Annotated in this window: 11 protein-coding genes; 5 read left to right on the forward strand and 6 right to left on the reverse strand. The window is 72.5% G+C overall.

Annotated features, from left to right (window positions below):
- Positions 1 to 84: 84 nt before the first annotated feature.
- Positions 85 to 1,887, forward strand: coding sequence for an acyl-CoA dehydrogenase (locus tag ACX27O_RS31150; protein WP_210867043.1), 1,803 nt, complete (start codon positions 85 to 87; stop codon positions 1,885 to 1,887).
- Between the two features lie 4 nt (positions 1,888 to 1,891).
- Here the strand turns inward: ACX27O_RS31150 and ACX27O_RS31155 are convergent, their stop codons facing one another.
- Positions 1,892 to 2,068, reverse strand: coding sequence for a hypothetical protein (locus tag ACX27O_RS31155; protein WP_167337342.1), 177 nt, complete (start codon positions 2,066 to 2,068; stop codon positions 1,892 to 1,894).
- Between the two features lie 161 nt (positions 2,069 to 2,229).
- Positions 2,230 to 2,949 carry a polyamine aminopropyltransferase gene (locus ACX27O_RS31160; protein ID WP_030336355.1) on the reverse strand — a complete coding sequence of 240 codons (720 nt, stop codon included), beginning with the start codon at positions 2,947 to 2,949 and terminating at the stop codon, positions 2,230 to 2,232.
- A gap of 129 nt (positions 2,950 to 3,078) precedes the next feature.
- On the opposite strand from ACX27O_RS31160, the gene eccB reads away from it, so the two are divergent.
- The gene (eccB, locus tag ACX27O_RS31165) at positions 3,079 to 4,464 is read left to right on the forward strand and encodes a type VII secretion protein EccB (RefSeq protein ID WP_357640744.1); all 1,386 of its coding nucleotides are present in this window, start codon (positions 3,079 to 3,081) and stop codon (positions 4,462 to 4,464) included.
- A 127-nt stretch (positions 4,465 to 4,591) separates the two neighbouring features.
- Here eccB and ACX27O_RS31170 read toward each other — a convergent pair whose 3' ends face one another.
- Genes ACX27O_RS31170 through ACX27O_RS31185 form a run of 4 tightly spaced genes read right to left on the reverse strand, consistent with a single transcriptional unit; the run spans position 4,592 to position 8,465 of the window.
- Positions 4,592 to 5,197 carry a class I SAM-dependent methyltransferase gene (locus ACX27O_RS31170; protein ID WP_210866343.1) on the reverse strand — a complete coding sequence of 202 codons (606 nt, stop codon included), beginning with the start codon at positions 5,195 to 5,197 and terminating at the stop codon, positions 4,592 to 4,594.
- Between the two features lie 54 nt (positions 5,198 to 5,251).
- Positions 5,252 to 6,118 (reverse strand): carbohydrate ABC transporter permease, encoded by an 867-nt coding sequence (locus tag ACX27O_RS31175; protein ID WP_030336367.1) that lies wholly within the window; start codon positions 6,116 to 6,118, stop codon positions 5,252 to 5,254.
- Positions 6,118 to 7,074, reverse strand: a complete 957-nt coding sequence (locus ACX27O_RS31180) for a carbohydrate ABC transporter permease (RefSeq protein WP_210866341.1) — start codon at positions 7,072 to 7,074, stop codon at positions 6,118 to 6,120. The genes ACX27O_RS31175 and ACX27O_RS31180 overlap by 1 nt, the downstream gene beginning before the upstream one ends.
- On the reverse strand, positions 7,071 to 8,465 hold the full coding sequence (locus ACX27O_RS31185; RefSeq protein WP_210866340.1) for an ABC transporter substrate-binding protein: 1,395 nt from the start codon (positions 8,463 to 8,465) through the stop codon (positions 7,071 to 7,073). Before ACX27O_RS31185 ends, ACX27O_RS31180 begins: the two co-directional genes overlap by 4 nt.
- Before the next feature lie 115 nt (positions 8,466 to 8,580).
- On the opposite strand from ACX27O_RS31185, the gene ACX27O_RS31190 reads away from it, so the two are divergent.
- The 3 genes from ACX27O_RS31190 to ACX27O_RS31200 are packed head-to-tail and all read left to right on the forward strand — an operon-like array spanning position 8,581 to position 11,855.
- Positions 8,581 to 9,618: a zinc-dependent alcohol dehydrogenase gene (locus tag ACX27O_RS31190; protein ID WP_210863029.1), complete on the forward strand. Its 1,038-nt coding sequence runs from the start codon at positions 8,581 to 8,583 to the stop codon at positions 9,616 to 9,618.
- A complete protein-coding gene (locus tag ACX27O_RS31195; protein WP_030336376.1) occupies positions 9,619 to 10,440 on the forward strand; it encodes a sugar phosphate isomerase/epimerase family protein in 822 nt (273 codons plus the stop codon).
- Positions 10,437 to 11,855, forward strand: coding sequence for an MGH1-like glycoside hydrolase domain-containing protein (locus ACX27O_RS31200; RefSeq protein ID WP_247676324.1), 1,419 nt, complete (start codon positions 10,437 to 10,439; stop codon positions 11,853 to 11,855). Before ACX27O_RS31195 ends, ACX27O_RS31200 begins: the two co-directional genes overlap by 4 nt.
- Positions 11,856 to 11,879 lie beyond the last annotated feature (24 nt).

An 11,879-nucleotide genomic window follows, 5' to 3' on the forward strand; every position in this document is an offset into this window, starting at 1 on the left:
TGCGGGCCCTGCCGATCGGCCAGGATGGGCGGGGCGACACTGGGCCGTCGCCCCGCCCGCCCCCCGTGCCCGCTGAGGAGTGCCGTGCCGTCCACCCTGCTCTCCCGCCGTGACCTCGACTTCCTGCTGCACGAGTGGCTGCGGGTGGCCGACCTCGTCGAGCGCCCCCGCTACGCCGAGCACTCCCGGGAGACCTTCGACGACGCCCTGGACCTCGCCGAGCGGGTGGCCACCGAGCAGTTCGCCCCGCACAACCGGGCCGCCGACCTCGCCGAGCCGACCTTCGACGGGCAGCGGGTGCGGCTGATCCCGCAGGTCCGGGCGGCGTTGGACAGCTTCGCCGAGACGGGCCTGCTCACCGCCGGGCTGGACGCCACCGTCGGTGGCCTGCAACTGCCGCACGCGGTCGCCGCGGCCTGCTTCACCTGGTTCCAGGCCGCCAACGTGGCCACCTCCGCGTACCCGTTCCTCACCCTGGGCAACGCCAACCTGCTGCTGGCGCACGGCAGTCCCGAGCAGGTGGACACGTACGTGCGGCCCATGTTGGACGGTCGGTTCTTCGGCACCATGTGCCTGTCCGAGCCGCACGCCGGCAGCTCACTGGCCGACATCACCACCCGCGCCGAGCCGCAGGCGGACGGCACGTACCGGCTCTTCGGCACCAAGATGTGGATCTCCGGTGGTGATCACGAGTTGGCGGAGAACATCGTCCACCTGGTGCTGGCCCGCATTCCGGGCGCGCCGCCCGGGGTCAAGGGCATCTCGCTGTTCATCGTGCCCAAGGTGCTGGTCGGCCCGGACGGGTCGCTCGGCGACCGTAACGACGTGGTGCTGGCGGGGCTCAACCACAAGATGGGGTTCCGGGGCACCACGAACACCCTGCTCAGCTTCGGCGACGGCGCGCACACCCCGGCCGGTCGCCCCGGAGCGGTCGGGCATCTGGTGGGCGCGCCCCATCAGGGTCTCGCGCAGATGTTCCACATGATGAACGAGGCCCGGATCGGGGTCGGGGCCGGCGCGACCGCGTTGGGTTACACCGGCTACCTCAAGAGCCTGGCGTACGCGAAGGAGAGGCCACAGGGCCGGCCGGTCGGCGCGAAGGACCCGGCCACCGCACAGGTGCCGATCATCGACCACCCCGACGTACGACGGATGCTGCTGGCCCAGAAGAGCTACGTGGAGGGGGCGCTGGCACTGGTGCTCTACTGCGCGCGGCTGCTCGACGAGCAGAAGACCGCACCTTCCGAGGCCGACCGCGAGCGCGCCCACCTGCTGCTGGACGTGCTCACCCCGATCACCAAGAGTTGGCCGTCGCAGTGGTGCCTGGCCGCCAACGACCTGGCGATCCAGGTGCTCGGCGGCGCTGGCTACACCCGTGACCACGACGTGGAGCAGCACTACCGGGACAACCGGCTCAACCCGATCCACGAGGGCACCCACGGCATCCAGGCGCTGGATCTGTTGGGGCGCAAGATGACCATGCAGGGCGGCGCTGGTCTCGTCCTGCTGACCGCGACGATCGGCGACACGGTCGAGCGGGCCCGGCAGGCCGGGGGCGAGGCCGCCGCGCTGGCGGGCCGGCTGGCGGCGGCGGTGGACCGGGTCACCGCTGTCACCGCTCGACTGTGGGCCGACGGTGATCCGGTGCTGGCGCTGGCCAACGCCAGCGCCTACCTGGAGGCCGTCGGGCACGTGGTGATCGCGTGGATGTGGTTGGAGCAGGTGCTGGCGCTGCCGCCGGAGGGGGCCGGCGACGCGTTCCACGCCGGCAAGCGGCAGGCCGCCCGCTACTTCTTCACCGTCGAGCTGCCCCGCACGGGGCCGCAGTTCGACCTGCTGGAGAGCCGGGACCGGACCACGCTCGACATGCGGCCGGACTGGTTCTGACCGGTCAACGTCGTCGGGACTGGTGGTTCATGGCCTGCCGCCCCTTGACGACGCCCCAGACGATCACGATCACCAGTGCGATCACACCGATGATGACCAACCAGCGGACCGCTTCGAGAAACAACCCGAGCAGGATCAGGATACCGGCGACCACGCCGACGACCCAGAGCAGTGCACGCATGTCGACCTCCCGTAACCGGCCGCGCCTGGTGCGGCCGACCCGGGTACACGTTCCCCGTCCGGCCGGCACCATGCCGATTGATCGACTCGGGTTCCCCGCGGTGGTGGGCCCGGCGCGCCGCGACACCTTGAGGTCCTGATGCGCGGGTCGATCCGGGGCGCTCAGCCGTCGGCGCGCGCCACGTAGACGGTGTTGGCCGACTCGCCACCGGTCAGCGGGTTGGCGAACGGCACGACGTGCGCCCGCACGTCCACGAACACCTCGGTGAGCGACGCGGTGAACTCGGCGTCCGGCGGGTCGTCCGACCAGAGCGCGAAGACACCCCCGGGCCGCAGCAGGGCGGCCAGGCGGCGTAAACCGGCCGGCGGGTAGAACGCCGCGTGGCTCGGGTGCAGGACGTTGCGGGGGGAGTGGTCGACGTCGAGCAGCACGGCGTCGAAGCGTCGACCGGGCACCTCGCTGTCGAAACCGGTGTCACCGGCGACCGCCGCGAAGAAGTCGGCCTGCACGAAGCGGGTCCGGGGGTCCTCGGCGAGCCCCGCCGCGAACGGCAGCAGCCCGCGCCGGTGCCAGTCGATCACGTCCTCGATCGCCTCCACCACGAGCAGTGAGCGCACCCGGGGGTCGCCCAGCGCCGCGCAGGCGGTGTAGCCCAACCCGAGACCGCCCACCACCACGTCGAGCGAGTCACCGGTCACCTCGGCGAGGCCGAGCCGGGCCAGCTCGATCTCCGCGACCGGGAAGAGGCTGGACATCAGATACTCGTCGTCGAGCTTGACCTCGTACACCTCGACCTGGAGTGCCGGGTCCCGGCGCCGGCGCAGGCTGATCGCGCCGATCGGAGTCTCCCGCCAGGCCAGCTCTTCGAAACGCGCGCCCACGGGTGCCCTCTCGCCGCCGGATTCGTCCCCGGATGGTACCGGTTGCCCCGCCACCGACGGCCACGCAGGGTCCACGGGACATCGACGCAGCGCATATCCTGTGCCCGGCCGATCCACCGGAGGGGACTCATGCCGTCGCGGCAGGACCAGCTGCACTCCTACCAGTTCAGCGTCCAGCGGGCGGTCGCCGCCCTGGTCATGCGGGAGACCGATCCCGCGCAGTCGCCGTTTCGGCGGCTGGCCGGTGCCGGCCTGGCCAGCGTCCTGGTGGCGGCGATCGGGCTCGGCGGTTTCGCCCTCTACGGGCTGTTCGCCGGCGGCGGCAAGGGGTGGCGTGACCCGGGCGCGGTGATCGTGGAGAAGGAGTCCGGCGCCCGGTTCGTCTACCGCGAGCAGAAGCTGCACCCGGTGCTCAACTACGCCTCGGCGCTGCTCATCGTCGGCGCGGACCGGTCGAAGACCGTGCTGGTGTCCCGGCGCACGATCGACGGGGTGCCGCGCGGGCTCCCGTTGGGCATCGCCGACGCCCCCGACTCGTTGCCCGCCCCCGGCCGGCTGGCCGCCACGGCGTGGACGGTCTGCTCGACGATCCCGGCCGGTGCGGGCGCCCAAGGGCCCCGCTCCGCGTTGCTGATCGGCACCGAACCCGACGGTGGCCGGCCGCTGGGCGACGACGCACTGCTGCTGCGCCACCCCGACGGCGGGCTGCACCTGGTCTGGCATCAGCGGCGTTACCTCGTCCGCGATCCCAGCCGGGTGCTGGCGGCGCTCGCCACCACTCGGGCGCAGGCGGTTGCGGCGGCGCCGGCACTGCTCAACTCGCTGCCCGCCGGCGTCGACCTCGCCCCGCTCGACCTGCCCGCGCTGGGCCGGCCGGCTTCTCGGGTGCCGGGCGCCGCGATCGGCACCGTCTACCTGGTGAGCAACTCCGGTGGCGGTCGGCAGTACGCGGTGGCGCTCGACGCCGGCCTGGCCGGCATCACCGAGTTGCAGGCGGGGCTGTTGCTGGCCCGCACCGGGCAGGTTGCGCCGGTGCCGATGACGTTGGGCCGGTTCGCCGCGCTGCCCACGGTGCCCGATCTCGCCCCGACCGGTCCGAACGCCCCGCCGCCGGTCCCGCCCCGGCTCGCGAGCGCCGACGGCGGCGCGCTCTGCACCCGCGTCGGCGACGACGGCGGGGTGGGTGAGGTGCGCTGGGGCGTACCGCTGCGGGACCTGACGGCCGTGCCGCGCACCGCGCCGACCGGCGGCGCGGTGCTGGCCGACCATGTGGTGGTGGAGCCGGGCCGCGGCGCGGTGGTCGAGGCCGCAGCGGCGCCCGGCGCGACCGGGGGCGCGGTCTCCGTGGTCACCGACCTGGGCCGGCGGTACGTGCTGGCAGACCGGGAGGTGCTGCCGATGCTCGGCTACCGCGACGTGCGACCGGTGCGGCTGCCGGCCGGGCTGGTCAGCCTGGTGCCCGCCGGCGCCACCCTCGACCCAACGGCCGCCCGAGCCGCCCCCACCCCCAACTAACCCCCAGCCCCACCCCCACCGCAGCCTTCCGTCACAGCTGCGGTGATCAAGAGGTTTGCGTCAGGATGTGGCGCGAATTTGACGCAAACCTCTTGATCACCGGGGAGGCGGGGAGGCGGGGAGGCGCTCAGTCTGCTGGGCGGCGCAGCACGGTGACCGCGAACGCGGCGTCGTCGCGCCACGGGCGCAGGTCCCAGGTGGCGAAGCGGTGCTCCACGCGCAGCCCGGCGGCCACCGCGTCGGCGTCGAACGCGGTCAGCGGGTAGCCGCGCTCGGTGCCGAAGCCCACCGCCAACACGCCGTCGGGTCGCAGGTGCGCGGCCACCCGGCGCAGCACCTGCGGTTCGGTGCCGACAGCGACGAAGGCGAGCACGTTGCCGGCCAGCACCGCCGCGTCGAACGGCTCCGCCTCACCCAGTGCCGGCAGGTCCAGCTCGGCGAGGTCGGCGACCAGCCACGTCGGGCCGGGATAGTCGGCGCGGGCGGCGTCCACCAACGCGGGGTCGGCGTCCACCCCGACCACCGTGTGCCCCCGCTCGGCCAGCGCGGCGCCGACCCGGCCGGTGCCGCTGCCGGCGTCGAGAATCCGTGAGCCGGGCGCGACGAGGGCGTCCACCAGGCGGGCCTCGCCGGCCAGGTCCTCACCCTCGGCCGCGAGCTTGCGGAACCGGTCGATGTACCACTGTGAGTGCTCGGGACCGGTGTCGGTCGCCCAGCGGGTCGGGTTGGCCATGAGGCCACCGTATCCGGGCCGGTGGGGGCCGGGCGGACGACCCGGACGAGACGATCATCCCTTCTCCGCGCCGCTGGTCAGCCCTTCGGTGAGCAGTCGTTCGCTGGCGAAGAAGAGGATCACGATGGGCACTGTGAGCACCACCGACCCGGCCATCAGCACCGTCTTGGGCACCTCCACCCCGTCGGCGAGCAGGGACAGCCCCAGCGACACCGTCCACCGGTTGGGCTTGTCGACCAGGAACAGCAGCGCGAAGAGGAACTCGTTCCAGGCGATCATGAAGTCGTAGAGCGCCACCGCCATGATCGACGGCATCGCGAGGGGCAGGCTGACGCGCCGGATGATGCCGAGCCGACCGGCACCGTCGATGGCTGCGGACTCCTCCAGACTGACCGGGATGGTCTCGAAGTAGTTCTTCAGCATGTAGACCGACACCGGCAACGTCTGCGAGATGTAGACCAGCACCAGGCCGAACAGTGAGCCGCGCAGCCCGGCCCGGGTGAAGACCACGAACAGCGGGATCGCGATGACGATCGACGGGAACAGGTAGACCGCCAGGAACAGGAAGTCCACCTGCCGCCGGCCGAAGAACCGCAGCCGGGCCACCGCGTACGCGCCGGGGATCGCTACCAGCAGGGTGAGCACTGTCGCCGCGACGGCGACCAGCCCGCTGTTGCGGATGAAGGTGAGGAAACCCTGGCCGCCGTCGTCGGTGGCCTTCAACACCTCGGCGTACGTGGCCACTGTCAGCTCACCGAAGCCGACCACCAGCGCGCCGGGGTCGAGCAGCAGCCGCTCGATGGGGCGCACCGAGAGCAGCAGCATGTAGTAGAAGGGGAAGACGGTGATCACCAGGAACACGGCGATCACCAGGCGGCGCAGCCATCGCAGGCTCACCGTCTCGACCACGTCCCGGTCCATCAGCTCACCCTCCGTCCGAAGAAGCGCAGATAGATCAGCACGAACACGATGAGCACCACGGCCAGCACGACAGCCTGCGCGGCGGCGGCCCCGATGTCGGTACGGGCGGTGAGGAACTCGTACACCCGCACGCTGACCACCTCGGTGCCGGCCGCACCGCCGGTGAGCAGGTAGACGTCGTCGAACTTGTTGAACGTCATGATGAAGCGCAGCACGCCCAGCAGGGCGATCACCGGCAGCAGCTGCGGCAGCAGGATGTGCCGGAACCGCTGGGTGGGGGTGGCCCCGTCGACGCGGGCGGCCTCCTCCAACTCGCCGGGCACCGCCTGGAGCCGGGCCAGCAGGAACAGGAACGCGAACGGGAAGTAGCGCCACGCCTCGAAGATGATCACCGTGGCCAGCGCTGTCGACTCCTGGGTGAGGAACGGGACCGGGGCGTCCCAGCCGAGCAGGCGTTGCCCCCACGCGTTGACGACGCCGAGCTGTGGGTCGAGCATCACCTGCCAGACAAACGTCGCCGCGACCACCGGTGCCACGTACGGCAGCAGCATGGACGCCCGGACCAGGGTGCGGCCCCGGAACGGCCGGCGGACCACCAGGGCGGCCACCAGGCCGAGCACTATCGACCCGACGGTGCCACCGATGCTGTAGATCAGCGTGACCCACAGCGTCTCGGCGAAGCCGGGGGTGTGCAGCACCCGGTCGATGTTGTCCATGGTGAAGTCGCCGAACAGGCCGGTCTTGCGCAGCGTGGCGAGCCGGACCCGCTGGAAGGCGAGCACCACTGTCCACACGATCGGGATGCCGATCACCGCGATGGTGACGAGCAGTGTCGGCGCGACCAGCGCGAGGCCGGCCCGGGATTCGCGGCGGCGCAGGGTCAGGGGTCGGCGCCGGGGTGGCGCCGGCCGCTCCCGGGTGGGGGAGCGGCCGGGGCCGGGCGCGGTGGTGGTCAATTGACGCCCGCCTTGATGGCGTCGACGTCCTTCTTGGCGCGGTTGGCGGTGGCCGCCGCGTCGGCCTTGCCCGCGATGAGGTCGCCCAGCACCTTGGGCACCGGCAGCTCGCCGAGCATCGCGCCGACCAGCTTGCCCTGGCCCTGACTGAGTCCCCACCGTCCGAAGGTGTCCGGGCTGCGGCGCAACGTGGCCAGCACCTCGTCGCCGTACACGTCGGCGAGGGGCTTCTTCGCGTCCACGCCCGCCTGGCTGGTGTTCCAGGCGGTCAGGTACGCCTCCGGCTCGGCCGGGGTGCCCTTGCGGACCGGGAAACGGCCCTCGGGTGACATGCCGAACCAGCGCGGGTAGCCGTCACTGAGCATGTACTCCACGAAGGACTTCGCCGGATCGGTCACCGCGCCGTCCAGCACCGCCCAGGAGCTGATCTCGCCGTACTGGGCGGGTTCGGTGCCGTTCGGTCCCTTGATCGCGGTGACGAACCCGCTGTTCTTCGCCAGGAACCCCGGGTCGGCCTGGCACTGCGGGCAGGTCGGCTTGGCGTCGTTACGCAGCCCGGCCAGCTCGTCGAGGATGAACGGGGACCAGACGACCATGGCCGCCTTGCCGGCGAAGTAGGTGGCCCGGGTGGTGTCCACGTCCTGCGCGCCCTTCACCGAGCTGGTGCGGATCAGGTCGCCGTAGAAGCGGAACGCCTCGACGCACTGGGGTGAGTCCAGGGTGACCGCGCCGGAGTCGTCGGTGAGCTGGCAGCCGTTGGCCAGCGCCAGGTGCTCGAAGGTCTGCTGGGTGAACACGTCGCTGGGGGCGGTGGCCGCGGTGATCCCGGCGACGCCGCCGGTGTTCAGCCGCGCCGCGGCGGCGGTGATCCGCTCGTACGTGTCGGGGGCGGGCAGGCCGGCCGCGGCGAACAGGTCCTTGCGGTAGACCAGCAGTTGCCCCCACCCGTCGCTGGGCACGGAGAGTTGTCCGCCGTCGTCGGAGGTCAACTCCAGCGCGCGCGGGGAGAACGTCTGCTTGCCCAGCTTGTCGACGACCTCCGCGTTCGCCGATGCGTGCAGCAGCTCGTTGCCGGCGAGCGTACGGATGCCGGCGAGGGAGACCGACCCGACCACGTCGGGCAGGTCGCCGGCGGCGGCGTTTGCGGCGATCAACGAGGGGAACTGGTCCTCGTTGACGGTCACCAGGTCGACCTGGATCCCGGTCTTCGCGGTGAAGTCGGCGATGATCGCCTTGGTGGCGGTGACCCGGTCGGCCACGTCCTCCAGACTCCAGACGGTGATCTTCTTGCTGTTGCTGTCCGGTTCGTCGTCGCCGCAGGCCAGCAGGGTGGACGCGGTCAGTGCCAGGATCACTGTGGTGGCGAGTATCCGCCTCGGAGGTGCTGACATCGATGGCACTCCTCTCGAAGGGTACATGACGGATCCAACACCTTCGATTGATCAATAGCAAGACATATGGCGATTTTTTGCTATCCTGGAACCCAGTGCTACCGGGATGTGACACATGGGCAACTGGGTGGTCTCTCTCGCCGGGCCTCGACGCATCAGCCTCGAGCCCTGTCCGCCGGATCCGCTCGGCCCCGGCCAGGTCCGAGTCCGCACCTGCTACTCGGGCATCTCCGCCGGCACCGAGCTGACCCTCTACCGGGGCAGCAATCCCCGGCTCAGCAAGGACTGGGACGACGCCGCCCGGATGTTCGTCCCCCGACAGACCCCGGTGCCCTACCCGCTGATCGGTTTCGGCTACGAAGAGGTCGGCGAGGTCATCGAGGTCGCCCCGGAGGTCACCGACCGGCATCCGGGGCAGCTCGTCTGGGGCATCTGGGGGCACCGGGCCGAGGCGGTGCTCGCCGCCGACGCGGTCCGTGCGCTCCCCACCGGGCTGGATCCGCTCGCCGCGGTCTTCGCCCGCCCCGGCGCCATCGCGCTGACCGCCGTGCTCGCCGGTGACCTGCACCTCGGCGACTGGGTCGGCGTCTTCGGGCAGGGCGTCATCGGGCTGCTCGCCACCCGGCTCGCCGTGCTCTCCGGGGCCCGGGTGGTGGCCGTCGACCCGGTGCCCACCCGGCTGGAGCACGCCGCACGGTACGGCGCGTACTCCATAGTGGACGCAACGACCACATCCGCCGCCGCCGTGCTGCGCCAGGCCACCGACGGCCGGGGAGCCGACGTCTGCCTGGAGTTGTCCGGCGCGTACCCGGCGCTGCACGAGGCGATCCGCTCCACCACCCACGCCGGCCGGGTCGTGGCCGCCGGCTTCTACCAGGGCCAGGCCGACGCGCTCGGCCTCGGCGAGGAGTTCCACCACAACCGCATCCAGTTGGTCGCCGCCCAGGTCTCCGGGCCCACCCCCGCGCCGAGCATGGCCGGCCGGTGGAGCGGAGACCGGGTCGCGCAGACCTTCATGGACCTGGTGGCCGACCGCAGCGTCGACCCGCTGCCACTGGTCAGCCACATCGTCGACGCCAGCGCGGTCGCCGACGCCCTCGCGCTGCTCGACGGCGGCGCCGGTGACGTCCTCCAAGTCGTGCTGAGGTTCTAGATGACCACCATCGCGCTGGCCTGTCAGGAACAACTCCTGCCGGGCGCCAACCTGATCCAGAAGTTCGCCCTCGCGGCCGCCCTCGGCTACCAGGGCATCGAGCTACGCGGGCGCGGCGACCTGGCCTTCGCCCGCCGGCTGCCCGAGCTGCGCCGCGCCCGCGCCGCCGGGGTGGTGATGCCCACCGTCTGCGTCGAGATGGACCACTTCATCGGCGACTTCGACGCCGCCCGGTCCGCCGACGCCATCCGCAACCTGCGCTCCCAGCTCTCGGTGATCGCCGAGCTGGGCGGCGTCGGGGTGATGACCCCGGCCGCCTGGGGGATGTTCTCCCGGCGGCTGCCACCGTTCGAGCCGCCCCGCCCGCCGGACGGCGACCGGCAGGTCCTCCTCGACGCCCTGGGCGAGCTGGGCGAGCACGCCCGGGCCGAGGGGGTCACCCTCTTCCTGGAACCCCTCAACAGGTACGAGGACCACATGGTCAACCGGCTCGACGAGGCCGTGGCGCTCTGCGCCACCCTCGGGCTGCCGTCGGTCCGGGTGGTCGCCGACACCTTCCACATGAACATCGAGGAGGACGACGTGCACCGCGCGCTGCGTGCCGCCGCGCCGTACCTCGGGCACGTGCAGGTCAGCGACTCCAACCGGTACCAGCCCGGCGCCGGGCACCTGGACTGGACGGCGCTGGTGCGTACCCTGCTGGAGCTGGACTACCGGGGGTGGCTGTCCCTGGAGTGCCGGCTGCGCGGCGACCCGGTCCGCGCCCTGCAACAGGCCGCCACCGTGCTGCGCCACGCGCTGCCCCGGCGGGCCGCCGCATGACCGCCGGTGCTGGGCAGACAGGTGTCGGCGCGCCCGCCGCCGAGTCGGCCCGCAACGGCGTGCCCGCCGACTCCCCAGCGACGCGCGCCGACGCCGCCCGCACCGGTGGCCCGGCCGACCCGAGCGGGCTGCGTCAGCTCGCGGTCGACACGCTCGACGCCAACTGGGAACACGACCACACGGTGCCGTCGCGCACCCTCTACCCGCACCAGTGGAGCTGGGACTCCGCGTTCATCGCGATCGGGCTGGCCCACGTCCGCCCCGAGCGCGCCTGGCGGGAGCTGGCGAGCCTGTTCCGGGCACAGTGGGCCGACGGCCGGGTGCCGCACATCGTGTTCAACCCGGCGCTGCGGGTCGGCGCGTACTTCCCCGGACCGGAGATGTGGCGCTCGGCCGACGTGCCCGGAGCACCGGCGGTGGCCACCTCCGGCCTGGTCCAACCCCCGGTGCACGCGCTCGCCGCGTTGCTGGCGTACCGGCGGGCACCCGACCCCGCCGGCCTGGCCGCGCTGCGCCGGCTCTATCCCGCGCTGGTCGCCCAGCAGCGCTACCTGGCCGACCGGCGGGACGTGGCCGGCGACGGGCTGGTCTGCGTCGTGCACCCGTGGGAGTCCGGATTGGACAACAGCCCGGCCTGGGACGAGCCGATGGCGGCGGTGCCGGCCGAGGCGGCTGTCATGTCCGCGTACCGTCGGCACGACACCGCGCACGCCGACGCCGCGCACCGCCCCACGGACCTGGACTACGCGCGTTACCTGGCGATCGTCGCCGCCTACCGCGACCACCGTTACGCCGACCGCGACCTGGCCGCCGGTCACCCGTTCCTGGTGGAGTGCCCGCTGTTCAACGCGGCCTTCGGGGCCGCCGAACACGCCCTCGCCGAGGTCGCCGCGCTCGTCGGCGGCGACCCCGGGCCGCACCGGGACCGCGCGGCCCAGATCACCGAAGCCCTGGTACGCCGGCTGTACGACCCGGACACCGGCACGTTCCAACCCCGCGACCTGCGCACCGACCGGGTGGTGAGCGCCCGGACCGTGCTCGGGCTGGCACCGCTGATCCTGCCCGACCTGCCGAGCCGGCAGGTCGACGCGCTGGTCGTCGAGGCCCGCTCGGCGCGTTTCGGGGTGGCCCGGCGGATGGACCGGCCGTTGCCCACCTACGACCGCACCGCGCCCGACTTCGAGCCGCTGCGCTACTGGCGCGGGCCGAGCTGGCTCAACATCGGCTGGCTGATCCGGCGGGGGCTGCTCACGCACGGACACCCGGAGTTGGCCGCCGGGCTGCGCCGCTCGATGGTCGGCCTGGTGGCCGGGGCCGGCTGCCACGAGTACTTCCACCCGGACACCGGCGCCGGGCTGGGCTCACCGGCGTTCAGCTGGACCGCCGCGCTGCTGCTCGACCTGCTGGCCGACTGAGCGCGGGATCCGGGTGGTAGCGTG

It is taken from the genome of Micromonospora sp. SD19 (assembly GCF_054462275.1).